The 24,207-nt window shown below is 59.4% G+C and carries 21 protein-coding genes and 3 pseudogenes; 6 read left to right on the forward strand and 18 right to left on the reverse strand.

Annotation, left to right across the window (positions count from 1 at the left end):
• Positions 1 to 687, reverse strand: coding sequence for a response regulator (locus ACZ9BX_RS21470; protein WP_027511279.1), 687 nt, complete (start codon positions 685 to 687; stop codon positions 1 to 3).
• A gap of 234 nt (positions 688 to 921) precedes the next feature.
• On the opposite strand from ACZ9BX_RS21470, the gene ACZ9BX_RS21475 reads away from it, so the two are divergent.
• From ACZ9BX_RS21475 to ACZ9BX_RS21490, 4 genes and pseudogenes are all read left to right on the forward strand, one after another.
• On the forward strand, positions 922 to 1,995 hold the full coding sequence (locus ACZ9BX_RS21475; RefSeq protein WP_027511280.1) for an efflux RND transporter periplasmic adaptor subunit: 1,074 nt from the start codon (positions 922 to 924) through the stop codon (positions 1,993 to 1,995).
• Positions 1,995 to 5,141, forward strand: coding sequence for an efflux RND transporter permease subunit (locus ACZ9BX_RS21480; RefSeq protein ID WP_027511281.1), 3,147 nt, complete (start codon positions 1,995 to 1,997; stop codon positions 5,139 to 5,141). Before ACZ9BX_RS21475 ends, ACZ9BX_RS21480 begins: the two co-directional genes overlap by 1 nt.
• A 213-nt stretch (positions 5,142 to 5,354) precedes the next feature.
• Complete coding sequence (locus ACZ9BX_RS21485; protein ID WP_051336663.1) at positions 5,355 to 6,491, forward strand: patatin-like phospholipase family protein; 1,137 nt, start codon at positions 5,355 to 5,357, stop codon at positions 6,489 to 6,491.
• A 264-nt stretch (positions 6,492 to 6,755) separates the two neighbouring features.
• Positions 6,756 to 6,988, forward strand: a pseudogene (locus ACZ9BX_RS21490) (IS66 family transposase); the annotation flags it as partial.
• A gap of 163 nt (positions 6,989 to 7,151) precedes the next feature.
• Here ACZ9BX_RS21490 and ACZ9BX_RS21495 read toward each other — a convergent pair.
• From ACZ9BX_RS21495 to ACZ9BX_RS21545, 11 genes are all read right to left on the reverse strand, one after another.
• A complete protein-coding gene (locus tag ACZ9BX_RS21495; protein WP_476220196.1) occupies positions 7,152 to 8,228 on the reverse strand; it encodes a GlxA family transcriptional regulator in 1,077 nt (358 codons plus the stop codon).
• Between the two features lie 20 nt (positions 8,229 to 8,248).
• Positions 8,249 to 8,551 (reverse strand): hypothetical protein, encoded by a 303-nt coding sequence (locus ACZ9BX_RS21500; protein WP_027511284.1) that lies wholly within the window; start codon positions 8,549 to 8,551, stop codon positions 8,249 to 8,251.
• Positions 8,548 to 9,273 carry a CbtA family protein gene (locus ACZ9BX_RS21505; protein WP_027511285.1) on the reverse strand — a complete coding sequence of 242 codons (726 nt, stop codon included), beginning with the start codon at positions 9,271 to 9,273 and terminating at the stop codon, positions 8,548 to 8,550. Before ACZ9BX_RS21505 ends, ACZ9BX_RS21500 begins: the two co-directional genes overlap by 4 nt.
• 12 nt (positions 9,274 to 9,285) lie before the next feature.
• Positions 9,286 to 9,474, reverse strand: a complete 189-nt coding sequence (locus ACZ9BX_RS21510) for a CbtB domain-containing protein (RefSeq protein ID WP_027511286.1) — start codon at positions 9,472 to 9,474, stop codon at positions 9,286 to 9,288.
• Positions 9,475 to 9,533: 59 nt separating this feature from the next.
• Entirely contained in the window at positions 9,534 to 9,860 is a 327-nt protein-coding gene (locus tag ACZ9BX_RS21515) for a nitrile hydratase accessory protein (protein ID WP_027511287.1), read from the reverse strand.
• 11 nt (positions 9,861 to 9,871) lie between these two features.
• The gene (gene nthA / locus ACZ9BX_RS21520) at positions 9,872 to 10,489 is read right to left on the reverse strand and encodes a nitrile hydratase subunit alpha (RefSeq protein WP_027511288.1); all 618 of its coding nucleotides are present in this window, start codon (positions 10,487 to 10,489) and stop codon (positions 9,872 to 9,874) included.
• Between the two features lie 27 nt (positions 10,490 to 10,516).
• A complete protein-coding gene (nthB, locus tag ACZ9BX_RS21525; protein ID WP_027511289.1) occupies positions 10,517 to 11,260 on the reverse strand; it encodes a nitrile hydratase subunit beta in 744 nt (247 codons plus the stop codon).
• Positions 11,261 to 11,286: 26 nt separating this feature from the next.
• Positions 11,287 to 11,787, reverse strand: a complete 501-nt coding sequence (locus tag ACZ9BX_RS21530) for a DUF1097 domain-containing protein (protein WP_027511290.1) — start codon at positions 11,785 to 11,787, stop codon at positions 11,287 to 11,289.
• A 46-nt stretch (positions 11,788 to 11,833) separates the two neighbouring features.
• A complete protein-coding gene (locus ACZ9BX_RS21535) occupies positions 11,834 to 12,808 on the reverse strand; it encodes a CobW family GTP-binding protein (protein WP_027511291.1) in 975 nt (324 codons plus the stop codon).
• Between the two features lie 667 nt (positions 12,809 to 13,475).
• Positions 13,476 to 15,098 carry an MFS transporter gene (locus ACZ9BX_RS21540; RefSeq protein WP_027511292.1) on the reverse strand — a complete coding sequence of 541 codons (1,623 nt, stop codon included), beginning with the start codon at positions 15,096 to 15,098 and terminating at the stop codon, positions 13,476 to 13,478.
• A 13-nt stretch (positions 15,099 to 15,111) separates the two neighbouring features.
• Positions 15,112 to 15,942, reverse strand: a complete 831-nt coding sequence (locus tag ACZ9BX_RS21545; RefSeq protein WP_027511293.1) for an alpha/beta fold hydrolase — start codon at positions 15,940 to 15,942, stop codon at positions 15,112 to 15,114.
• A 260-nt stretch (positions 15,943 to 16,202) separates the two neighbouring features.
• Here ACZ9BX_RS21545 and ACZ9BX_RS21550 point away from each other — a divergent pair.
• Both ACZ9BX_RS21550 and ACZ9BX_RS21555 read left to right on the forward strand, forming a co-directional pair.
• Positions 16,203 to 16,361: pseudogene (locus ACZ9BX_RS21550) on the forward strand (sigma-54 interaction domain-containing protein); the annotation flags it as partial.
• 198 nt (positions 16,362 to 16,559) lie between these two features.
• Positions 16,560 to 17,555 (forward strand): sigma-54 interaction domain-containing protein, encoded by a 996-nt coding sequence (locus ACZ9BX_RS21555; protein WP_244564608.1) that lies wholly within the window; start codon positions 16,560 to 16,562, stop codon positions 17,553 to 17,555.
• Positions 17,556 to 17,563: 8 nt separating this feature from the next.
• Here the strand turns inward: ACZ9BX_RS21555 and ACZ9BX_RS21560 are convergent.
• The 6 genes and pseudogenes from ACZ9BX_RS21560 to ACZ9BX_RS21585 form a co-directional block, all read right to left on the reverse strand.
• A pseudogene (locus ACZ9BX_RS21560) lies at positions 17,564 to 17,686 on the reverse strand (sugar ABC transporter ATP-binding protein); the annotation flags it as partial.
• A gap of 270 nt (positions 17,687 to 17,956) precedes the next feature.
• The gene (locus ACZ9BX_RS21565) at positions 17,957 to 19,579 is read right to left on the reverse strand and encodes a GMC family oxidoreductase (RefSeq protein WP_027511295.1); all 1,623 of its coding nucleotides are present in this window, start codon (positions 19,577 to 19,579) and stop codon (positions 17,957 to 17,959) included.
• 161 nt (positions 19,580 to 19,740) lie between these two features.
• Positions 19,741 to 20,637 carry a dihydrodipicolinate synthase family protein gene (locus ACZ9BX_RS21570; protein ID WP_027511296.1) on the reverse strand — a complete coding sequence of 299 codons (897 nt, stop codon included), beginning with the start codon at positions 20,635 to 20,637 and terminating at the stop codon, positions 19,741 to 19,743.
• A gap of 18 nt (positions 20,638 to 20,655) precedes the next feature.
• A complete protein-coding gene (locus ACZ9BX_RS21575) occupies positions 20,656 to 22,275 on the reverse strand; it encodes an ABC transporter ATP-binding protein (RefSeq protein ID WP_027511297.1) in 1,620 nt (539 codons plus the stop codon).
• Positions 22,272 to 23,207: an ABC transporter permease gene (locus ACZ9BX_RS21580; RefSeq protein WP_375714162.1), complete on the reverse strand. Its 936-nt coding sequence runs from the start codon at positions 23,205 to 23,207 to the stop codon at positions 22,272 to 22,274. Before ACZ9BX_RS21580 ends, ACZ9BX_RS21575 begins: the two co-directional genes overlap by 4 nt.
• Positions 23,204 to 24,145, reverse strand: coding sequence for an ABC transporter permease (locus ACZ9BX_RS21585; protein ID WP_027511299.1), 942 nt, complete (start codon positions 24,143 to 24,145; stop codon positions 23,204 to 23,206). Before ACZ9BX_RS21585 ends, ACZ9BX_RS21580 begins: the two co-directional genes overlap by 4 nt.
• Positions 24,146 to 24,207: the final 62 nt, after the last annotated feature.

A 24,207-nucleotide genomic window follows, 5' to 3' on the forward strand; every position in this document is an offset into this window, starting at 1 on the left:
TCAGTCCACGAGAAGTTGATAGCCCTGGCCGCGAACGGACTGGATCCAGGATTGTCCATCCTCCCTCAGTCCGAGCTTCTGGCGAACGCTACTGATATGGACGTCGATACGGCGATCGAACGGGGTCAGCGGCTTGCCGAAGGCCCGCTTCGAAATGTCCTGCTTCGACACGAGCTGGCCGGCGCTGCGGGCGAGGACCTCGAGCAGGCTGAATTCCGTGCCGGTCAGTTCCAAGGTTTCGCCGCGCCATTCGGCGATCCTGCTGGCCGGATGGATCACGAGTTTTCCCGCCCTTATCGTGTCGGTCGTCGCGCCGGCTGACGGCTGACCAACCCGACGGAGGATGGCGCGCAGTCTCGCCGCAAGTTCGCCCGGCGAGCATGGCTTCGGCACATAGTCGTCGGCGCCGAGATTGAGACCCGATATCCTGTCGACGTCATCGCCCCTTGCGGTCAGCATCAGCACAGGAACCTGGCTGAGCTTCCTGATCCTTTGCAGAACTTCGATCCCGTTCATCCGAGGCATCATGATGTCGAGCACGATAATATCGACCGCATTGCCGGCAGCCGCCGCAATGGCGGCGCGACCGTCCGTATCCGTGACGACGTCATATCCTTCTTCGAGCAGATATTCCTGCAGAAGCGTCGTCAGCTCGGCATCGTCGTCGATGAGGAGAACCTTGTTCATTCACTTCGTCCGTCATTGATCCTGGTGAGCCATACAGCACAAACACAGCCGCGCGACCGAGTTTTACCTAACTTAACACTAACTTGACCGCACTTAACGTTCGCCCCGTTACTTATCCTGCCATGACATCACCGCGAGCCAGGATCGGGTGCCTCCACATGAGCTGCAACCCTTCATCGAGTCGGCGCAGATCGGGAAAAGGCACCAACGCCTTTGACCACAAGGAGTGGATCGTTGAGAAAACCGCCTGGAGTATTCGCTACCGCTCTTGTTGCGGCAACGCTCCTGCTTCCCCTCCGCAGCGCCATGACGGATCAGTCCGCGGCACCTGCCCTTACCGTCTCCCTCGTGGCACCGGCTCAGCGAGACTGGCCGGAGACCGTTCCCGCAAGCGGCTGGCTGAAGCCCTGGCAGGAAGCCATTATTGCTTCCGAGACGAGCGGCCTGCGCGTAACCGAAATCCTGGCTGAGGTCGGCTCCGTTGTTAAGAAGGGGCAGATACTCGTCCGGCTGTCGCAGGACAGCGTGCTGGCCGACCTTCGCAAGCAGGAGGCGGCCGTCGTGACCGCTCAGGCAAACCTGACAAAGGCGAAGGCCAATGCGGATCGGGCTCGGCAGCTTCGCTCTTCCGGCGCCCTCTCGGATGAGAAGATTATCGAATATTTCGCCGACGAACAGACGGCAACGGCAAGTCTTGCGTCCGAAGAGGCGGCACTCGACAGCCAGAAGATCAAGCTCGACCAGACAACCGTCACGGCCGTCGATGACGGCCTGATAACCTCGCGATCAGCCGAACTCGGCGCCGTCGTCTCATCCGGCACCGAGCTGTTTCGTCTGGTCCGCCAGCAGCGGGTCGAATGGCAGGCCGAGGTTTCGGCTCGTTACCTTTCACGCATCTCGGAAGGATTGAGCGTCGACATCGACGGGCCGGACGGACGTCTCCTTCAGGGCAAGGTAAGGCTCGTCGGACCTTCGATCAACACCAATACAAGCCGGGCGATTGTCTATGTGGCGCTTCCCCAGGATGTTCAGCCGCGCACCGGTCTTTACGTCACCGGCACCATCGAACTGACAACCACGCCGGCGCTGACGGTTCCGGAGACGGCGATCGTTTTCCGTGACGGGATAAACTATGTCTTCACGGCCGGCGAGGACAAGCGGGTAAGACGGGTGCGGGTCGAGACCGGCCGCCGCATCGACGGCGAAGTCGAGATCGTGTCCGGCATAGACTTCTCGGCGAGAGTGGTGACGTCGGGCGGAGCTTTTCTGTCGGACAACGATCTCGTGAAGATTGCGGGAGAAGGTTGATGAATTTTTCCGAATTTTCGATCCGCAATCCCGTACCGGCAATACTGCTTTTTGCGATGCTTGCCGGCGGCGGCTTGCTGGCCTTCCAGCATCTGCCGGTTCAGAACTTCCCGGATATGGACCTCCCGACCATCAAAGTTGCCGCGACGCTCGACGGTGCTGCGCCGGCGCAGCTCGAAACCGAGGTCGCCCGCACGATCGAGGACAATCTTGCCTCGTTGAGTTATCTCGACCACGTCACCACCACGATCACCGACGGCACGGTGTCGATCAGCGTGTCCTTCAAACTGGAGAAAGACAGCGAAACCGCCCTGAACGAGGTCCGCAACGCCGTGGACAGCGCAAAGGCCGATCTGCCGGCGCAGATGCAAACGCCAAGCGTCACCAAAGTCACCGTGCAGAATTCGGCGCTGGTCACCTATGCCATCCAATCTGCCGTCCTCAATGAAACCGAGCTTTCCTGGTTCATCGACAACGATCTGACCAAGGCGCTCCTGTCGGTACCGGGCGTCGGACAGGTCAATCGCATCGGCGGTGTCGACCGCGAAGTTCACGTCGACCTCGATCCGACGACGATGGCCGCATTCGGCGTGACGGCGACCACTGTGTCGGCGCAATTGAAGTCGGTTCAGGCTGATACTTCAGGTGGCCTTGGGGAGATTGGCGGCACCCGTCAGACGTTGCGCACGCTCGGCGCCGTAGCATCGGTCGATGCTCTGAAGGCGCTTAGAATTCCCCTGGCCAACGGGGAGCAGGTTCGCCTCGACGACGTCGCATCCGTCACGGACAGCTTCGCGGAGCGTTCTTCGATGGCCTATCTCGACGGCAAACCGGTGGTCGCGGTCGAGATCAAACGCTCGAACGGGTTTTCGGACAGCGGTGTCGCGGCCGATGTCGACACGGCAATGAAACGGTTCGCAGCCACGCACTCCAATGTGCAGATCGAGGAAGCGTACAGCACGGTCGGGCCGATCGTCGATAACTATAATGGTTCGATGCACATGCTGTACGAAGGGGCCGTCCTGGCGATCGTCGTCGTCTGGCTCTTCCTTCGGGACTGGCGTGCGACGATCCTGTCCGCCGTGGCGCTGCCGCTGTCGGTCATACCGACCTTCCTTGTCATGTATCTGGCCGGCTTCGGCCTGAATATCGTCACGTTGCTGGCGCTTTCGCTGGTGGTCGGCATCCTTGTCGACGACGCCATCGTCGAGGTCGAGAACATCGCCCGTCACTTGCAGATGGGCAAGCGACCGGTCGACGCCGCTCTCGAAGCCGCCAACGAGATCGGGCTCGCCGTTATCGCAACCACTTTCACGCTCGTCGCCGTCTTCCTGCCGACGGCCTTCATGAGTGGCATTCCGGGACTTCTGTTCCGCCAGTTCGGGGTTACTGCCGCCGTTGCGGTCCTTGCCTCGCTCGTCGTCGCACGCCTGCTGACGCCGATGATGGCCGCCTATTTCATGAAGGCCCATCCCACCGAGGAAAAAGACGGCCTGCTCATGCGCACATATCTCGCAATCGTGAAGGCGGCCATGAGCCACAGGAAGATGACGGTGGCCGTGACTGCCATCGTCGTCGGACTTTCGCTTGCCACCATCCCATTCCTGAAATCCGGCTTCCTGCCCGCTTCCGACGACGCGCGAGCTCAGATCACGCTCACCATGCAGCCAGGCGCCACGATCGAGCAGACGGACGCCACCACCACGAAGGCCGCCAATATCGTCGGCAAGCTCCAGGACGTCACGCATGTCTTTTCCGCGGTCGGTTCAGCATCCTCGGGCGGCGGCCCCGACTCCAGCACCACGAGCAGCGTCGGATCCGCCACTATTGTTGCCGTGCTGTCACCCATCGGCGAGCGCGATCGCAAGCAGTCGGAGATCGAAAACGACATCCGGCAGGCTCTCGCGGTCCTTCCCGGCGTGCGGGTCGCGGTCGGCAGCGGCAACGGTACGAAGCTGGAGATCACCCTTGCCAGTGATGATGCCAATGCGCTTGACAGCGCAAGCACTGCGCTCGAAGAGCAGCTCCGCACACTGCAGGGGATCGGCGCGGTGACATCGACCGCAGCCAGGCAGGCGCCGGAGATCCAGATCACGCCCGACTTCGCGCGCGCCGCAGCGCTCGGAGTGACCTCGAGCGCCATCGCCGAAGCGGTGCGCGTGGCGACGAATGGGGAATATTCCGCCGATCTGCCAAAGCTCAACCTGCCGCAGCGTCAGGTTCCGATCGTCGTTCGCTTCAGCCCCGAGACACGCACGAAGCTCGACGACATCAAGAACATGCGAGTGTCTGGAACGAACGGCAATGTCGATCTCGGATCGATCGCCGATATCCGGATCGGCGGCAGTCCGTCGGAGATCGACCGCATCGACCGAATGCGCAATGTCACCCTTTCCGTCGAACTCAACGGCCGCATCCTGGGCGACGTCAACGGTGAGGCGCAGGCCCTGCCGGCGCTCCAGCGCCTGCCGCCAGGGGTCATCCTTGTCGAACAAGGCGAACTTCAGCGCAGTTCGGAGTTGTTCCAGAGCTTTGGCCTTGCAATGGCGATCGGCGTCTTCTGCATCTATGCGGTTCTCGTCTTGCTCTTCCACGACTTCCTGCAGCCGCTCACCCTTCTGATGGCCCTGCCGCTCTCGCTCGGCGGCGCGCTCGTCCCGCTGGTGGTGACCGGAACCAGCTTCTCGATGGCGGCCGTCATCGGGCTGCTCATGCTCATGGGAGTGGTCACCAAGAATTCCATCCTTCTCATCGAATATGCGATCATGTCGCGCCGCCAGGGCATGTCGCGGTTCGATGCCCTCGTGGACGCCTGCCACAAGCGCGCCCGGCCGATCGTCATGACCACGATCGCCATGGCAGCCGGCATGCTTCCCGTCGCTCTCAGCCTGACGGGTGGCGATTCGAGTTTCCGCCGGCCGATGGCGATCGTGGTGATCGGGGGGGTGATGATGTCGACGCTGCTCAGCCTCATCGTCATCCCTGTCATCTTCACCTTCGTCGACGACCTGCAGGAGGCGCTCAAGCGCCTCGTGCGCGGGCGCGGGCCGGATCAGGAAACCGCTAACGACGAACCGCATGCATGCAACGATCACGCAGCGATCGCATTGAAGCCCGAGCTTTCGAAGCGAGGGCGTGTTCAGTGACGAACCCTTTTCTCCGCAAGCGACTGGCAAGATGACCCAGGTGAAGGCGATGCTTGTTGATTTCCGTGGCAACCTCTTCGGTCGCGTTCCCTCCCCCGGGAACGGGGCCGCGGGACGTAGACCCCCGCAGGCGGCCCTGGGCCGCCTGCGCGTCCTGCCACCTGTTGGGAGGCGGCCCGGTGATGGAACGGCGTGCCCTTGAAGAGGGGCCTCATGCGAGCACTTATCGCGCTTATTCCGATCGCCTTCATCTTGTCCGCATGCACGCAGACGCTGGATAGAGCCGTTAGCGCAAAGGAGGCGGAAAATGCTTCGGTCGCTGGGTATGGCGAGATTCGCTCCTATCTCGACGTCCGCCCCGACGAAGCTCCACGAAATACTCTCGACTGGGCGCCGGCGACCAAGCGGAATAGACTCGACGCTCTGATGATCTCGGGCGGCGGCGCGGGTGGCGCCTTCAGCGTCGGCGTTCTCTCAGCGTGGAGCGCCAAGAAGTCTCGCCCGCAATTCGATGTCGTCACCGGCGTCAGTACCGGTGCCCTGATTGCACCTTTTGCATTTCTAGGATCAGCTTATGACGACACCCTGATACATCTTTACACAAGCGGCATCGCCGAAGACCTTGTCCGAAGCAAACGAGCCGGCGGATTGTTTGGGCAAAGCTTGCTGAGAGCCGATCCATTGAGACGGATGATCGAACGCTCGATTACTCCCGCGATATTGCAACAGGTTGCAGCCGAACATCGCAAAGGCCGCCGTCTCCTTATCCTAACTACCAATCTGGACACCCAGCGTGCCGTCGTGTGGAACATGGGCGTCATCGCAAACAGCGGCCGGCCTGACGCGTTGAGACTGTTTCAGGACGTCATGGTGGCCTCTTCAAGCATACCAGGAGTCTATCCGGCGGTCATGATTGAGGTCGAGTCGCAAGGGCGCCATTTCAAGGAAATGCACTCAGATGGAGGGTCCGCGTCTCCGGTCCTCACGATTCCACAATTTCTGCTGACAAGTAGCACCCGTCTGGCAGCCAAAAGGCAAAGCGTCGATTTTTATGTGATTACCAACAACGCACTCATGCCGGAATATGTTATCACGCCGGACAAAACGCTGTCTGTGATCACAAGGGCATACTCGATCTTCGTCAAATCGCAGACACAGAGCGCGCTGACGGCCCTCTACAACTACTCCAAACTAACAAACGCACGTTTCCATCTCGCCTCGATCGACGTTCAAGTGCCCTATTCCATGCGCGATCCATTCAACACCAACTACATGCGCGCCGTTTTTAATCTCGGATATGCCGAGCTCTCCGCCGGAACTCTGTGGAGGAATAGACCGGTATTTCGGTGATAGCCGACTACGATCGGCCCCTATCCTGCACTCGAGGCGAGAACTTCGCACGACTCGCTGATCACCCGATCGCATGATGCCTCGCACAGGAAAATCGTAATCTTGATCTGACGGTTCTTTGGGTGCAACGAGGGTCATGGTAGCGCTATTCAGCTCACTGGTCTTGCCATACGCCCTCATGCTGATGACGCCGGGACCAAACTTATGATGTCCTTTGCATTGCTATGAGACCGTCATGGCATCGTGTGATCAGTGTAGCAAACACGGCCACGCAAGCGCTTCGCACCCCATCTTGAGCGCTTCGAGGCCGTTATCGAGCCGGAGGATCTGCCGGAGCATGCGGGCAGGCAGAAGATCCTGATTGAAGAAAATGTCTCTGAACGTCTGGATGTCATGCGGCGAAGTTCCGTGGCATCGTCATGCGCTGACTGAAGTATGCCTTCAAAAACGGAGACGGCGTCATCCAGGGCGGCTCCGGCACACATCATCTAAGGATCTAAGGCGGCATTCCAACCGAAGCGGTTTTGACCAAGATCGCAATTGACACTCGCGGCAGCATCGCCTGGGGCAGTTGCTGCGAGACAGTGTGATGGGACGACCATGGCGACGCTGGGGAACTCCGCGGAAGATCCTGCTGTTACTCGATGCCACGAGTCGAACTCAGACCGCTCGCGCTCCTTGCGCAGCGAGCGCGCCCGGGTGGGAGATAGCTAACGCGATCTCCATCGCGAGAGCGCTCCCCGAGCGCCCTTGAGCGTCGCTGATCGGCGCGGCCAGCGATGGCTTCGACGACGTCTGGAAACGGCTCCTATAGTCGTTCGGACTTACGCCGATGGTCTTGGTGAAGACCCTGCGCATGGCATTCACGTCTGCGAAGCCGCAAGTGGTCGCGATCCTCAGAAGCGGCTGCGTGGTGTCCTGCAGCAGTCGTCTCGCGGCGTCCGTGCGGGCGGCTGCAACGAATTCCGCCGGTGTATAGCCAAGTTCCTTACGGAAGACCCGAGCGAAGTTCCGTGTGCTCATCCCGACCTCGTGGGCAAGACTCTCCACGTCGAGGTGGCCGTTCAAATTCGACAAGACGTATTCCTGCGCCTTCTGGATCAGCGTCGTTTCCGACATCTGGCCGACGAGATACGCACTGAACTGCGACTGCCCACCAGGTCTTTTCATGAACATGACCATATAGCGAGCGACGATCATCGCGGTGTCCTTGCCGTGGTCTTCCTCGACAAGCGACAATGCGAGATCGATACCTGCCGTGACACCGGCAGCCGTTATCAGAGATCCGTCGCGCACGTAGATGGCGTCGGCATCCAGATCGATATCGGGATATTCAGCGCTGAATTTCGCGGCGCATTCCCAATGCGTGGTGATCCTTTTTCCATCGAGAAGACCTGCGGCTGCGAGCAGGAACACTCCGGTGCAGATCGATCCGAACCGTCGGGCCGTCGGTACGCGACGCTGGAGCCAGGCGATGACAGCGGGGTCGATTTCGAAGAAGGCCGGGTCACCTGCTACGAGCAGCGTGTCGATATCCTCGTCCTCGTCAAAGATTGTCCGATCGGCCATGAACCGCAACTGGCCCGTTCCCGCCACGGAAGGGGCGCCAGTCGACATTATTTGGATATCGTAAGCGTCCATGTCTCCCAATCGTCTTGCCGCCTCCCAGAAGACCTCGGCAGGACCAACGATGTCGAGTGACTGCACGCCGGGTGGCGCGAGGATGACGATCCGCATGGCTTTAATCTCCTGGTTTGTCATTCGCCAAATTGGTCATGCAAGATCGCTGCCAGTCCCAGCACTGTCAGGCTGTTTCGGATCTGCCTGCTGTTGAGGTGGAAGTTGGATGCCTCATGCACATCTCCATTATCGATCTTCGCCTTGGCTGCCGCCTCAAACGCTGCGGCGTTTTGTTCGTAGAACTCGATACAGTCGTGTTGCATTGGGGGGTTCCGTAACATTGCGCGGAATGCTCTGCGATGAACGATGCAGTTGCCACCGTTTTCGGCGGCGAATTGCAGCGCATCGAGGTCCTCCCGCCAGATCATGCCGTTGCTCACGCCGCGCATTCGAAGCGGTTGAAGAGTGTCCCGCTCAACGACCCCAGGATCGCCCAGAACACGAGGCTGGTCATGACCGCCGCGGCACCGAATTGATGCCGGAGAGCTTCTGGCGTCAGCGCATGCAGTCCTTCCGGGGGCGCGGGCGCGCCGATCAGATGAGGCGCGGCGATCACCGCGATCGCAACCACGGCTGCCCATGGCTTTCGCTGGAACGCGATCAGTCCGATGCCTGCGGCAGTCGCCAGGGCGGTTCCGATCCACCAGAACTGCCGGTCCCCAAGCGGAGCGGAGGGCGTCCCTGGCAGCTCGGGCGGCAGGCCCAACATGGGAGCGATCATGACACATGCGAATCCTGCCAATCCCCAAAGCAGGCCTTCGCGCCACGTCACGGGTTTTCCGCGCATCGCGATAAGGCCGCACAGCACCAGCGCATATCCAATCGCGGTCAACACGTCGGCCGCCACCGTGAATGCTATTCGTTCAAACCCATCTGCGGGTTCCCAGCCGCCTTCTTCGTGATCGTGACCAGCTTCGTGGACGTGGGCATCCGCCATGGGAGTGACAGTGATCGCCCCGGACTCGGCTTCGCCCGCCTTTTCGTAGACCTCCGCCTTGGCGATCAACTGGCTTGTACCGGCAAACTGAACCGCGCTTACGGACACGCCGACGATGACGCCGGTAAGGGCGGCGGTGAAAACGATAGAGCGAAACAAAGACATTGCGCTGACCCCTCAGTGGCAAGGAAACGCATTGGCATGGCGGGTGTCATGCGCTGCGTTGTGAACGATCTCGATATGGGAAAACCCTACGAAGCCGACGATGATCATGCCAAAGCACACGGCCATCGCCGCCTGAAGAATTCTGGTTGCGGAGTTCGCCACGATGGGCGTCGAGATGGTTGATGATGCGGATACTGACATCTTTTGTACCTTTCGAGACGGGCGGCGTGCCCTTTGCGAAGTTTCTGTTGCTGATTTGATCAGGCCGCGAGCGCGGCCCGGATCTCTTCCAGATCGATGATGCCAGCCTTGACGACCGCCTTCTCGAGCGCCGCTAGGAACTGGTCGTAGTAGTTCCAGGTCGAACGATCGACAGGATGCGCATCCTCCCAGTCCTTGATCGTCCAGATGAGTTCGTCGCGGAAATCATCCCATTCAAAAAAGCCGTTCTTGGCGAGCGCCAGGGCCATTCCGAACGAGGACCGCTCCCACTCCGAACCGAAGCAGAGAGAGCCGTTGGCGCGAGGAGGATTGTCGGTCTTCCCCATCATCTCGGTGATTGCGAAGTGTTCGAACTGGGTCAGCATCATCGACGACCTCAAGCGGCCTTGGCGATGGCGACGCCCATCATTGCTTCGGGAGTGACGAGCGCCTCGAGTTCGGCCTCGGTCATTCCTTCCGTGCCAACAGGACGTTCAGGAACGACGAACCAGCGGATCTGCGCACTGGAATCCCAGACCTTGATTTCGATGGCCTCGGGGACTGGAAGTCCGAACTCGTTCAGAACGGCGCGCGGTTCGCGGGCGGCGCGGCTGCGGAAGGTCGGATCCTTGTACCAGTAGGGAGGCAGCCCCAGGACTGGCCAGGGATAGCAGGAGCAAAGCGTGCATATGATAAGGTTGTGCACATTCGGCGAGTTCGCGACTGCGCGCATATGCTCGCCCTCGGCGCCTGCCATGCCCTCGGGCAGGTTGAGTTCGGCGATCGCCGCCGGCGTGTCTGCCACGAGTCGGTCTTTGAAGGACGGGTCAACCCAGGCTCGGGCGACGATCTTTGCACCGTTAAAGGGTCCCATCTTTGTTTCGAAGAAGTCGAGGACCGTGTCGACGGTCTTGTCCGTGATAATGCCCTTTTTGATCAGCAGGGCTTCGAGAGCCTTGACCCGCGCGGCACTGTAGGCTTCGCGATCCTCGCGATATTGAAAGCGGTCGATCATGTGAGTGTGCTCCTATCGGATGGCGGGTCAGGCCGCCTGTTTGGCAGATGCTGCCGCGGGCGCTTCGAGGTAATGCGCGTAAAGATCGGCGTAGAGACTGAAGTTCTTCTCGGCGTTGCCGGGCCAGAGGTCTTCCGGTTCGAAGCGAATGCAGTAGACAGGCATAGCAGCGCCGATTCCATCAGTCCCGGTATCGCAGAGGTACACGTAGGCTCCGTCGTAGACTGTCTCGACGGTGCCGTTCTTGTTGCGGAGAAAGCCCGGAAGTCTGGTGTGCTCGATGGAGGGGACGTTCTTGATCGAAACGAAGTCGCCGACTGCGAAATCAAAGGACACATTGGTGTCGCGCTTCGGGCTGTCGCCTTCGACGAGATACTGCACGACTCGATCGTCGATGGCCGCGTCGCCGGCGGCCGGAACCGATTTCGACGGATCGTTATAGTATTCTTCCGTCAACGCATCGAGTTCTTTCGCGGTGATATATCCGTTGTATATGAAGTAGCCGGAAATGCCGCCAAGCCATTTTTCGTAATAGCGGAATTTGAAGTAGTCGAACGGGTTCAGGGATTCCGCACCCTTTCGAAGGTCCGCCCACGTCCAAACGGTCGTGAATGTGGACGACGTCCGTGGAAGTGGCAGTTGCGAAGAAAGCGCCATCATCGCCGTATGGATGCCGAAGATGCGGGTTTCCCAGGTCTCGACGAAGACGCGGGTTTCGGTACTCACGGGGCCAAGACCCTCAAGACCGCCTAGATAGTGTTGCAGTTTCATGACGTCGTCCTTTCTGCGTTGCGGAGTTAGGCGGTGACCGGCTTCTTGGCCGCCAGAAGATTGGTGCCCATTTCGGAGAGCAACCCGAACACGACGCCAAGCAGCATGGCTGCCATGGCAACAAGTGTTGGATGATTGATGCCGGAGGTCACAACGGTGGTGTTGGTGGCGGCCGTCGTGCCAACGAAGGAGGCGAAGCCAAAGACGATCGCTGGCGTAAAGTTCAGGATCGGAATTGAGGAAGCAAACACCATTGCCGACGTGCCGAGACCGACCAAGATGGCAGCGAAGATTGGATGGGCGAGACCGAACTGGATGATCAGGAGCGTCATTGTGGCAATGATGATGCCCGTCCAGTTCGAAATGATGCTCTTGATCAGTCCGCGTTGGCCGCCGCCGCAGGCGAAAAAGGAAGCCCAGGCGATGAACGTCACCCAGACGGGAACGGGGAATACCGTCGCGGTAATATATGTGTCGATCGCGCCCAGGATGCCAAGGCTGATCATTGCAGCAACGAGAGGGGGCATGTTCTGTCTCCTTAATGGACAAACGGTATTTGCGGAAATAAAGGCGTCAGGAAGCGAGCGCATGCCGCTTGGCGAGGCAGCTTCTGAAGCCCTCGCGCAAGCCGCCTTCGTCGAGATTGCGGCCGATAAAGACCATTTCGCTGAGGCGAGCTTCTGAGGGCTGCCAGATCTTGCCGGGACGTCCTTCCAGGGTCATGTGGACGCCATGGAGGACGTATCGCCGCGCCTCGCCGGCGAAGTTCAACACGCCCTTCATGCGGAAAAGATCGGTACCGATCTCCTGGACAAGTCGGGTTAGCCAACCGTTAAGCGCGGCCGGGTCGAGAGCTTCGTAGTCGCGGATTGCAACGCAGCCGATCGTCTGGTCGTGCTCGTGGTCATGTTCGTCCAGAATGTTTGGATCGATCGCCAGAATGTTCTTGAGATCGAAGGCGCCGATTCCCAGGATGTCGGCCAGCTCCACGTCGCAGGAACTTGTGCGGATGATCCGGGCCAGCGGGTTGCGCTTCGTAAGGTCGCGTTCGATTTCGATCAAACGATATTCGTCTTCAAGATCGATCTTGTTGAGCAAGAGGACGTCGGCGAAACTGATCTGCTCGACCGCCTCCTCCTGCGAAAGCTGGCGCGATATGTGACGGGCGTCGACGACCGTCACGATCGCATCGAGCTCCAGCCTTGCCGATAGAACCTCGTCGAGAATAAACGACTGAATGACCGGAGCGGGGTCGGCGAGCCCCGACGTCTCGATGATGAACCGATCGATCGGTCGTCCAGATGCGAGCAGGCTGCGGATGGCGGCGATCAGATCGTCACGGACCGTGCAGCAAATGCAACCATTGTTTAGCTCGACGATTTCGTCCTTTGTCTGAACGACGAGCTGTCCATCTATACCGACCTCACCATACTCGTTGACGATAACGGCGATATGCTCGCTGCTTCCCGAACTCAGGATCCGGTTCAGCAGGGTTGTCTTTCCCGCACCCAGAAACCCCGTCAGGATCGTCGTTTTCAACTTCGACATTGTCGCTTACTCCGTGCTGGCATAACTTCGCCGTCCCGCGCAAGGCGGGCCAGATCCGAGCCAGTTCTCGATTTACAGATGCTATTGTAGGCGAGCCGCTACGCTTGCTTGAGCGGCATTAAGGGGTAAAACCAGCCGGTTGCGCAATAGTGCCGAGGTGGGCATTTCCGGCCAAAATGATAGCAGAATCCGCCAAAATTTCGCACTCTGTAGCGGCTGCTGCTTAAATAAGCAGCATGCTTAAAAAACAGATAGTCTATGATTTTTTCTTAGCCGTCTTCTAAAACGCCCGGCGTGCACGCTCGCAACGCGTGGCGTCATTGGGGGTTGGTTCGGCGGATGAGCTTGGTGTTCGGAAGCATGACTTTCAATGCGTCGTTCAAATTTTTCGCCGATACCAATATCGCCCTCTGCCGGCAATCCATCCTAAGATCTACCTCTTCGAGCAGAGAGGTGAACGACGATCATTGCTGGATCTGCGAACTCACAAGTCGTGGCTGCGCCACAACAACGAGGTGTCCATGGTTTCCATGGTTCGCCTGACCCGCGCTGTGACCGAAGAGACCGGGCAAGCGCCCGGACTCTTCGATGCGGTTTTTAAGGGAGTTGGACGAGGAGCTGTATCCGCAGCCGTCCCCTGTGTGCGGCGCGTCTCCGGTTCTGAGCTTTATGTGTTCAGATCGCGCCCGCGCGTCTCTGGCAGAAGAAGCGCACCGATCACCGCCGTCAAACCGGCAAAGGCGACCGTGTACCAGAGGCCGCCGAAGATGTTTCCTGTCGTAAGCACTACTGCCGTTGCCACGAAAGGCGCAAATCCGCCGATCCATCCATTGCCGAGTTGCAGGGCAACCGAAACACCGCTGTAGCGTATGCGAACGGGAAAGAGTTCGACCAGAAGAGCCCCGAGTGGTCCATAGACCATTGTCGCCAGGAAAACCAAGGCAAAGAGGACCAGGACAACCATCGGACCATTCGGCTGGACCGGGGCCTTTGCCGCCGGCATCCCCACTTGCGTCAGGGCGTCAACGAGCTCGCCCTCATTCAGGGATTTCCCCTTACCGCCATTGATCTGGATTCGGAGAGGCTCGCCGTCAATCTTCACAATGTAGGGAACGGCACGCCCAGTCAGCGACGCCTTCATTTTTTGGCATTCCGTCGTTGCCTGCGGTCGGAAAAGTTGTCCGATAAAGGACTGATCGTGGTCGCAGTCATTGCCCGCCAGCACCACGGATGTTTTGGCGCGGAACTCCGTCAGCGCAGGATTGCCATAGGTCGCGAGCGCTTGGAAAAGTGGCATGATCAGCAGGGCCGATAAGGCACATCCCGTCACGACGATCCACTTGCGTCCGATCCTGTCGGAAAGCCAGCCGAAGAATAGGAAGAACGGCGTGCCGAGTGTGAGCGCCACGAGAAGGTAGAAGTTCGCCTGATCATGAGTCATCTTGAGGATGGTGGTCATGAAATACAGGCTGTAGAAATGGCCCGTGTACCAAATGACCGCCTGCCCCGCGACGACGCCGAAGATCGCCACCAGCACGAGGCGCAGGTTTCTGCCGTCACCGAACGTCTCGGCGATCGGGTTCTTCGAACCTTTTCCTTGCGCCTTCATTTCCTGAAAGACCGGCGACTCATGCAGCTTGAGGCGGATGTAGAGCGACAAAACCAAAAGCAGGATCGAACCGATGAAGGGTATGCGCCATCCCCAACTGGCAAAATCCTCAGCCGATAGCAGGGACCGGCAAAGAACGATCACAATGAGCGACAGGAACAGGCCAAGCGTTGCGGTGATCTGGATCCAGCTTGTCGTGAGACCCCGCCGATTGAGGTCAGAATGCTCCGCAACATAGGTCACCGCGCCCCCAAACTCGCCGCCGACAGCCAAGCCCTGCAGCAGGCGCAGCCCCACCAGCAAAGCAGGCGCCGCCCAGCCGATGGACTCGTAAGTCGGCAACAGACCGATGGCGGCCGTGGCAAGCCCCATGACCAGCATGGTCACGAGGAAGGTTTTCTTCCGGCCGACAAGGTCACCGAGCCTGCCAAAGACGATTGCGCCAAAGGGTCGAAGGACGAAGCCCGCGCCGAAGGTCGCCAAGGCCGCGAGCAACGCCGCCGTTTCGTTGCCCTTCGGGAAGAACAGCGTACTGAAGAAGGCGGCAAGGGAGCCGTAGATAAAGAAGTCGTACCATTCGAAAACGGTCCCGAGCGCGGCCGCAAATACGGTCCGTTTCGTGTTGCGGTCCAGATCGCGAGCTTGTGATGTGACCCGTGAAGTCACCTCTTGAACAGACATGTGAGCCTCCCAGTCAAACGGCTTGACGCGAGAGGCCTGCGCCACTCGACCGAAAAGAACGAGGATCGCAGTCCCCGAGAAAGCTCTCGAGGACATGGTTGAAGGCCTGAGGCTGCTCGAGCATCGGGAAATGACCCGCGTCCGCAATAACCTCAAGGCGGCCTTCCGGAATCCCCTCTGCGAGGATAACGGATTCGCCAGGTGGCGTGATGATGTCCTCATTCCCGACCACGACCAGCGTGGGGACGCCGATATCGCGAAGATTGGCCCGGCTGTCCGAGGCATTGAGCGAGGCAATCGCCTCCCGCGCCACGAAGGCCGGCGTCTGCGCGACCTCTTGTCTGGCAAATTCGACGAGTTCGCGGCTTGCCGAACTGCCGAACGACCGGTCGATGACATTCTGGCTTGCCTGGACAACGCCGAGGTCATCAATTGCCATGAGCACATTGTCGACGTTGACATCCTCTCCAAGTCCGTGGGGTGTGGCCCCGACCAGGACGAGCGCGCGGACACGCTCGGGGTGGGAAAGGGTGAAGCTCTGCACCACGGTTCCGCCCATCGAGAGACCGACGAGAATGGCCTCGTCGATTTCGAGTGCGCGATAGACCGCCAGGATGTCATTCGCGAAGGCCGGGATCGTGTAGCTGCGTCCGTCTGGTCGTGGCGATACACCGTGTCCTGGAAGATTGATGCGGATGACCCTGTAACGGGACGAGAACGCCTCAACTTGCTCCCGCCAAAATTCGGCGGTGGTCGTGAACCCGTGCACGAACACGAGCGGCGAACCTGCGCCCGACAGCTGGACAACCGTATCGCCAATCATCATGGTTTCGATATGCATCATTTCTGCTCCCCTTTCCGGTTTTACACCGGGAGCATCGCAAGGGTCGGGCCAGTTCGCGGCGTTCGAGGAGAACATTGATTAATGCGCTGGAAACATGCGTAAATTTCGAGGGGGCTTGGCCCCTCAGAAGGCGTTTATACGTCAGCCTCCAGCGCCACACTGTCACCTAAGGGAGACATAATTTGTCTCGCTTTAGAGACGATCAGCCGCTAGTGTACCGGTGACGCAATTCATCGGGGTTCCAACCAAGGCAGGCTTAGATGACGCTTCCGGAGTGGTTCTCGGGTTCATCGGAAGAAGCTGGGTTTCTTCGGCTTGTGCTCGATCATGTCTCGGACTGCCTCGTCGCGGTCGATACTGCCGGAACAATCGTCCTGATCAATGAGCCCTACTGCCGGCTGCTCGGAGGGGAGGCCGATGACTTCCTTGGGCGCCACATAACCGATGTGGTTGGGCCGCAGACTAAGCTTCATTTCGTTGCACGCGGGATCGGCACCCATGTCGGCTATCCGCTCGAGGTGCGGGGCCACAAATTGGTGACGAAGCAAGTGCCGGTGCACCGGGACGGCAAGATCATCGGCGCCGTCGGCCTTGCCCTCTTTTCCGACTACGATGCCTTGAAGAAGACCTACAGCCGCATATCGAAGGCGGAACTCGCCATTCCGCATAATCCCAGATCCTGGCAATCGAAGTTCAGCCTGAATGACATCATCGGCACGGGCGAGTTGATGGATTCCTATCGTGACGCCATCAAGGTGGCCGCTGCCTACGAGCTGCCCGTGATGATTTGTGGCGAGACCGGCGCGGGCAAGGAACTGGCCGCGCATGCGCTTCATGCACTGTCGGACAGGTGTGCCGGGCCGTTTGTGTGGGTCAACTGCGCGTCCATTCCCAGCGAGCTCATTGAAGCCGAACTCTTCGGTTACGAAGGTGGTGCTTTCACCGGCGCGCGCAGCCAGGGCAAACCAGGCAAGTTCGAGCTTGCCACAGGCGGCATGCTCTTCCTTGACGAGATCGGCGACATGCCGCTTGCGCTTCAGGGCAGTCTGCTGCGCGTTCTCCAGATGAACGAAATCGTGCGCGTCGGCGGCACCAATCCGGTCAGCATCGACTTGTGCATAGTCTGCGCGACCAATAAACCTCTTCTTGACCTGGTGAGAGCGGGCCGCTTTCGTGAGGACCTTTATCACCGGCTGAATGTGCTGTCGATAAACGTCCCTCCCCTGCGAGAAAGAGAAGACATTCCATATCTTGCCGAGCGCTTGCTTGCGCGCATCGCAGGCCGGCTTGGAAAGCCCACGCCAAACTTGACGGCCCAAGATCGCAAACTACTGCTCGGATACGCCTGGCCGGGGAACGTGCGCGAGCTGGAAAACGGGCTGACGCGGATGCTCATCACCGGCAAGCTTTCCATTTCTGTTACGGAACCTTCCTCAAACCCGGCTCAGCCAGCCCCAACGACGTCTCTCAAACAGAGAATACAATCCCAAACGGACGCGGAGATTCGTACCGCTCTCAAACAAACGCAAGGCAACAAAAGCCGCGCGGCCGAATTGCTCGGCATCAGCCGTGCACACCTCTATCGCCTTCTCAAGGAGCAAGGCGCCGAATAGCGTTGCTTCTGATCGTGCGTTACACAAACAGTGACGATTTTCAGCCTCTGGTGCAGGGCCTTAATCTCGGCCCGCATCTGCACCCCGGCGTCGAGATTGGATGACGGCTCGTCGAACAGAAAGACTCGGGGGCGCCCACGATCACGACCGCTGTCTTGAAAGAATGCTGAGGGACCACCGTCAGAGCGCCATAGCGCTTGGTGATATTGCGGATGCCCTTCTCCGAGCGATGGCACCAACCATGCCTGTCACGTCACGGAGCCCATGGTCAGGCCTTGCATCAAGTAGCCCCGCAGTTTGAAGGCGAAGACGATGACCAGCCCCAGAAGGTTAATACGGGTATTTGCTGATCGTGACACATACGAGCCCGCACAGTAACACACGGAAGCGGTGGCTGTGGATCAGGCGAGATCCTCTTCCACGATCATGGCTGCTCCCTTCGCGGCGATCATGGCCGTCGGAGTGTTCGTATTCCCGGACGTGATTGTAGGCATGATCGATGCGTCGATCACACGAAGCCGATCGACCCCATGGAATCGAAGGCGATCGTCCACCACGGCCATCGGATCGCTCGCCAATCCCATTTTTGCCGTTCCGACCGGATGGAAGATCGTCGTGCCGATGTCGCCGGCGGCCTTTGCGAGAGATGCCTCATCGTCGCCCACCGCGCGACCGGGAAGATATTCCTCGGGACGGTAGGGCCGTAGGGTCGGCTGAGCCATGAGCTTGCGGGTGACGCGGATCGCGTCGGCCGCCACCTGCCGGTCTTCGTCTGTGGAGAGGTAGTTGGGTCTGATCTCCGGTGCTTCGAAAACCGCACTCGATTTCAGTCGAACAGTTCCGCGAGACGTCGGTCGCAAATTGCATGCCGCCACAGTGATGGCCGGGAACCGGTGCAGGGGTTCGCCGAATTTTTCCAAGGACAGCGGCTGAACGTGGAACTGGATATTGGCACGCTCCTGCCTGGCGTCCGAGCGGGTGAATATCCCCAGCTGCGATGGTGCCATCGTGAGAGGTCCGCGGCGGCGCAGCGCATAATCGGCTCCCATCCACGCGCGATAAGCCAGCGAGTAATAACTTTCGTTGAGCGTCCGGATACCGTGAACTCTATAGATCGCCCGTTGCTGGAGGTGGTCTTGGAGGTTTCGCCCGACCCCTTGTCTGTCGAGGCGAACGTCGATGCCAAGCGGCGCGAGCCACTCGCCGGGGCCCACTCCGGAACGGTGCAGGATTTGCGTCGACCCGATCGATCCGGACGAAAGGATGACCTCGCCACTGGCCCGCACTTGCAAGACTTCGCCTCCGCGCGAGAATTCGACGCCGACCGCCCGACCGTTCTCGATGACCAGACGTTCGACGGTGACATGGGTTTCGAGGCGCAGGTTCGGGCGTGACAGCGCAGGTTTGAGGAACCCGCGAGCCGACGACCAGCGACGTCCACATTTCTGGTTGACGTGAAAGTAGCCGGTCCCCTCGTTGTCGCCTGTGTTGAAGTCGGGGACGCTTCGAATGCCCATATCGGCGGCCGCGCTGGCGACCGCGTCCAAAACCTTCCAGGAAATGCGGGGAGCCTCGATCCGCCATCCGCCGCCGGCCCCATGATGTTCAGTTTCTCCGAGGAAATGGTCTTCGAAGCGCCTGAAAACCGGCAGGACGTCGTCCCATCCCCAACCGTTCAGTCCCAACTGCCGCCAATGATCGTAGTCTGCGGCCTGACCACGTATCGATATCATGGCGTTGATCGCGGACGAACCACCTATCACCTTTCCGCGCGGATAGGCTAAAGCTCGGCCGTTGAGGCCCGGCTCCGCTTCGGTTTTGAACAGCCAGTCGGCGCGGGGGTTGCCGATCGCGAACAAGTATCCGACAGGAATATGAAACCAGATCCAGTTGTCCCGGCCGCCGGCCTCCAATAGTAGCACGCGCTTTCGGCGATCCTCCGAAAGCCGGTTGGCGACGATACAGCCGGCTGTCCCAGCACCCACGACGATATAGTCGTATTCGCCCTCGAGCACTTTCATCATAATTGTCCTCGCTCGCCGTCACTTCATTGCTGAAGGGGAGCCAATCGATGGCTCGCACCGTTCAGGCGAGTGTGCCTGGCGTCTGTCCTGCTTGTTTGTTCGATGGCCGCCCGAAGAGGCGGGGTGGATGATAGGATCAGGCGTCTGATGAGGTTCGCCCGTCAGCGAAGGCCAGAAGGAAGGCCGGCGAGCGCAGCCTCGACTTTCGCTCTTGCCGACGGCGCGAGAGGCAGGATCGGCCGAGGTGGCTTTGCGTGTATAGCGTGATTGAGCTCGGCTATCGTATAGACCACCCGCAGGCTTGAGAACTCTTTGAACAGCGACCAGACCGGCTCAAGCGTCGCGTTAAGTCGTCGGGCCTCATCAGCGTCATTTCGTTGCGCCGCACGAACCATCGAGAGGCAGGTGTGCGGAAATAGGCCCCCCAGGACGCTGTACCAGGTCGATGCGCCGGCGATCAGGCCCTCTACGGAATTCCAATCGCCGCTATAGCCGAGCGAGAAGCCGTCGCGAACTGCCGCCCTTAGCTCAGCGTGATGCGATTTGATCCCGGCGGGCTCGGGCGCCGGGCTTTTGACGGCCACAATGCGCTCGATCCTGCTCAGACGACCGATAAGCCCGGACGTGAACTTAAAATGGGTGGTGCCTGGGTTGTCGTATATGCAGAGGGGCAGTCCACTCTCACGTGCGACAGTGGAGAAATGCTCGAACACCTCGTCGTCGGTCAGTGGTGTGTAGGAGACGGGTGCGAGAAGGCCGGCCGATGCGCCTGCTGACCGTGCGTCCTGAGCCAACCGCACCGCGTCGTCCGTTCTGAGCGCGCCGATGCCGGCGATGATCGGTACAGGTCCCGACATATCTGCTGCAGTTTCGATGGCACGACAGCGCTCTTCACGCGACAGATACATATAGGTGCCGGTGCTGCCCAGAAGCCCGATGGAGTCAACTCGGGCATCCAGGAGCGGGCTGAGCACTTGACGAAGAGCACCCAGATCTACGCTGCCGTCGACGTTGGCCGGAGTAATTGGAAAAGCAGAGAGACCGTCTGGATATTTCATTTCGTAACCCTTTCGAGTTCATACCGGAGATGCGCTGGCGAATTCGAATGCCTGACCGGGAGCGGCTTCGAACAACGCTTTGGTGTACGGGTCCTTTGGTGTCGCAAAGAGCTCTGCAGTCGGGCCGTGTTCAATCACGCGGCCGCTTTTCATGACAAGGATACGATCGCAAATCTGAGCTGCGACACGCAGGTCATGTGTGATAAACAACATGGCAAGGTTGAACCTTCGCCGCACGTCTTCAAGGAGCTCGAGCACCTGCGCCTGAACGGAAACGTCGAGTGCGGAAACGGCCTCGTCGGCGATGAGGATCTCTGGATCCATCGCCAAGGCGCGCGCTATGCAGATGCGTTGCCGTTGGCCACCCGAGAATTGATGCGGATAGCGATCTAGCGAGTCGGGTGAAAGACCGACGAGAGACATCAATTCGCGCGCTCGGGCGCGCGCGTGGTCCGACGTGGCACCGAAATTGATTGGCCCCTCGACGATGGACGCTCCCACGGTGCGGCGTGGATTGAGGGATCGGTATGGGTCCTGGAAGACGATCTGACAGCGTTGGCGATGTGCCCGCAAATGCCTTTCAGGAAGATTCGCAATGTCCGCCTCGCCGGTAATGATCGCCCCGGACGTAGGATTGACGAGCCGCGCAATACAGCGCGCAACGGTTGACTTTCCGGAGCCTGACTCGCCGACAATGCCCAACGTTTCACCGGCTCGCAACCTGAAGTCGACGGAATTCACCGCATGGACCCCGGCGCCCTCCTTGATCAAACGGGGTGCGCCGTAGAATTTCGAGAGCTTGACCGTCTCCAGTCGGATTGGCCCGGTATTTTCGATTCGGTTCGGGGGATTGAGTTTCGGGACAGCGTCAATCAGCATCCGGGTGTACGGTTGCGCTGGCGATCTCAACACTTGGGAAGCGCCACCCTGCTCCACCAGTTTCCCTCTTTGCATAACAACAACGCGGTCAGCGATGTCGGCGACTACACCGAAGTCATGCGTAATGAAAAGCACACCCGTTCCGCGGCGCTGCTGCACCTCCGCGATAAGCTTGAGGATCTGTGCCTGCGTCGTCACGTCAAGCGCGGTCGTTGGCTCATCGGCGATCAACAACGCGGGATCAAGAATTAGCGCCTGGGCGATCATGATGCGCTGGCGCTGACCACCGGAGAGCTGGTGGGGATAGGACGCGTACATTCGTTGCGGATCAGGAAGGTGGACCGCTTCCATGATCGCGAGCACTTTCTCTTTTCGCTCAGCGGGATTGAGATCGGTATGGATTCGCAGGACCTCGTCAATTTGCTCGCCGCAAGGGACGACCGGGTTGAGAGCAGTCATTGGCTCCTGAAAGATCATGGCCATGCGAGTTCCGCGAAGCGCGCGAAGACGCGCGGGGGAGGCCTTGAGCACGTCTTCGCCCTGAAGCAAGATTTCACCTGCTCCCACCGTCAATCCTTTCGGAAGCAGGCCCATGACAGCGTGCGACGTGACGGACTTGCCCGAACCGGACTCTCCCACGACGCAAACGATTTCTCCTGCCCCAACCGTGAACGAGATGGCCTCGATCGCATGCGGGCGATCGGCGGACTGCGGCAGTTCAACTGCGAGATTCCTGATTTCAAGTAGCGGCACACTCATGCGCGTTTCTCCATCTTGGGGTCGAGCACGTCGCGAAGACCGTCGCCGAGAATATTGATTGCAAGAACCGTCAGGCCGAGAAAAATCCCGGGAAACAGAATATTGTGCGGGAAGAGCCGGAACAATTGCCGTCCCTCCGCCATGATATTTCCCCAGGTGGGTATTTCTGGCGGGATGCCGATGCCGAGAAACGACAGGATAGCCTCGACCAAGATTGCCGAAGCGCAGATAAAGGTGCCTTGGACAATCAAAGGCGCGACCGTATTCGGCAGGATGTGCCGGATTAGAAGAGGGAGAGTACGGGTCCCGACCGTAACGGCGGCCTCGACATAGGGTTCATGCCGCGCAGAGAGCACAACAGAACGGACCAACCGGACGACACGCGGGATTTCAGGAACTATGATGGCGACGATGACCGTCAGTATGCCCGCACTCGACAAAGAGACAAGCGCGATCGCAAGCAAAATTGCTGGAATCGCCATCAGACCGTCCATGATCCGCATGACGATCCTGTCGAGCCACGGGAAATAGCCGGCGATCAGACCGATCGCTAATCCGAGAGTGATCGACACGACCGCCACGGTGATACCGACGAGCAGAGAGACCCGGGCGCCGTAAAGAACGCGGCTGTAGACATCCCGCCCGAGCGAGTCAGTGCCCATCAGGTGCGCGACGGTTGAACGCGTCCCGTCGTCAAGCCGGTGACTGCTTTCCGCCATGGGGAAGCGGTTTCTGGCCGTTGGGTCGATCGCGATAGGATCGACGCTCGCTAGAAGCGGTGCGGCAAGGCCGACGACGAGCATCACGAGCACGATAATCAAACCCATCACAACAGAAGGGTTGCGGAGGAGTTTGTAAACGAGCGCGGAACGCACGCTGAGGGGCTTGATTTCCGGTTCAGGCAAGGAGCGGACTGAGGTGTGTGCGGTCAATGAGTTATCCTCGGGTCAAAGATCGTATATGAGAGATCTACGATCAGGTTGATCAGGACGTAGACAAAAGCGAAAAGAAGAATGATTACCTGGATCACCGGAAAGTCTCTGGCGAGCACTGCATCCACGGTAAGGCGTCCGAGGCCGGGTATGGAGAAGACACTTTCAGTCACGACGACACCGCCGATGAGCAGCGCGACACCAAGCCCTACCACCGTAACGATGGGCACGGCGGCGTTCTTAAGCGCGTGTCCGAAGAGCACTTTCGCTTCTGTCTGCCCCTTCGCCCGGGCAGTGCGGATGTAATCCTCGGAGAGGACCTCCAGCATGCTCGTCCGCGTCATGCGAGCGATTAGCGCGATGTAAATAACGGACAATGTTATGGCCGGCAGAACAAGGCTCTTGAACCAGGGACCGATCCCCCCCGTAATTCTCTGATAACCCTGGACGGGGAGCCATTTCAGTTCGATCGCGAACACGTAGACCAGCAGATACCCGATAACGAACACCGGGATCGAAAATCCGAGCACAGAGACACTCATGACAACCCGATCCACGATCGTACCTTGTCGATATGCCGCTATCGCGCCAAGCGGGATCGCGACCGTGACCGCGAGAAGAATGGTCACGACAGAGAGGGATAGTGTCGGTTCGATCCGATCCGAAATGAGGTCCCAGACCGTTTTCTTAAAAAAGAAGCTGTCGCCAAAGTTGCCAGTGACGATCTGACCGAGCCAAACGAAATATTGGGTGACGACCGGTTCTTCCAGACCGAGCTTCTGGCGAATCTCCAGGAGCTGCTGCGGTGTGGCATTGTCGCCGGCAATGATGGCGGCAGGGTCTCCAGGTGTCAGTCGCAGCATCAGGAACACCAGCGCTGCCACAACCAGCATTACCGGCACAGTCGCAGCAAGTCGACGAAGAGTATATTGAATCATGGGACATACGCCTTTCCAGGGAGGGAAGACGGTCGGCCTGATCGCCGGCCGACCGACTTTTC

Source organism: Rhizobium sp. USDA 3886 (genome assembly GCF_056279785.1).

Excerpts from the sequence above, each read along its gene's own strand:
- ACZ9BX_RS21470 (WP_027511279.1), bottom strand. The coding sequence starts at position 687 with ATGAACAAGGTTCTCCTCATCGACGACGATGCCGAGCTGACGACGCTT.
- ACZ9BX_RS21480 (WP_027511281.1), top strand. The coding sequence starts at position 1,995 with ATGAATTTTTCCGAATTTTCGATCCGCAATCCCGTACCGGCAATACTG.
- ACZ9BX_RS21485 (WP_051336663.1), top strand. The coding sequence starts at position 5,355 with ATGCGAGCACTTATCGCGCTTATTCCGATCGCCTTCATCTTGTCCGCA.
- ACZ9BX_RS21495 (WP_476220196.1), bottom strand. The coding sequence starts at position 8,228 with ATGCGGATCGTCATCCTCGCGCCACCCGGCGTGCAGTCACTCGACATC.
- ACZ9BX_RS21505 (WP_027511285.1), bottom strand. The coding sequence starts at position 9,273 with ATGTCTTTGTTTCGCTCTATCGTTTTCACCGCCGCCCTTACCGGCGTC.
- ACZ9BX_RS21510 (WP_027511286.1), bottom strand. The coding sequence starts at position 9,474 with ATGTCAGTATCCGCATCATCAACCATCTCGACGCCCATCGTGGCGAAC.
- ACZ9BX_RS21515 (WP_027511287.1), bottom strand. The coding sequence starts at position 9,860 with ATGCTGACCCAGTTCGAACACTTCGCAATCACCGAGATGATGGGGAAG.
- nthA (WP_027511288.1), bottom strand. The coding sequence starts at position 10,489 with ATGATCGACCGCTTTCAATATCGCGAGGATCGCGAAGCCTACAGTGCC.
- nthB (WP_027511289.1), bottom strand. The coding sequence starts at position 11,260 with ATGAAACTGCAACACTATCTAGGCGGTCTTGAGGGTCTTGGCCCCGTG.
- ACZ9BX_RS21530 (WP_027511290.1), bottom strand. The coding sequence starts at position 11,787 with ATGCCCCCTCTCGTTGCTGCAATGATCAGCCTTGGCATCCTGGGCGCG.
- ACZ9BX_RS21535 (WP_027511291.1), bottom strand. The coding sequence starts at position 12,808 with ATGTCGAAGTTGAAAACGACGATCCTGACGGGGTTTCTGGGTGCGGGA.
- ACZ9BX_RS21540 (WP_027511292.1), bottom strand. The coding sequence starts at position 15,098 with ATGTCTGTTCAAGAGGTGACTTCACGGGTCACATCACAAGCTCGCGAT.
- ACZ9BX_RS21545 (WP_027511293.1), bottom strand. The coding sequence starts at position 15,942 with ATGATGCATATCGAAACCATGATGATTGGCGATACGGTTGTCCAGCTG.
- ACZ9BX_RS21565 (WP_027511295.1), bottom strand. The coding sequence starts at position 19,579 with ATGATGAAAGTGCTCGAGGGCGAATACGACTATATCGTCGTGGGTGCT.
- ACZ9BX_RS21570 (WP_027511296.1), bottom strand. The coding sequence starts at position 20,637 with ATGAAATATCCAGACGGTCTCTCTGCTTTTCCAATTACTCCGGCCAAC.
- ACZ9BX_RS21575 (WP_027511297.1), bottom strand. The coding sequence starts at position 22,275 with ATGAGTGTGCCGCTACTTGAAATCAGGAATCTCGCAGTTGAACTGCCG.
- ACZ9BX_RS21585 (WP_027511299.1), bottom strand. The coding sequence starts at position 24,145 with ATGATTCAATATACTCTTCGTCGACTTGCTGCGACTGTGCCGGTAATG.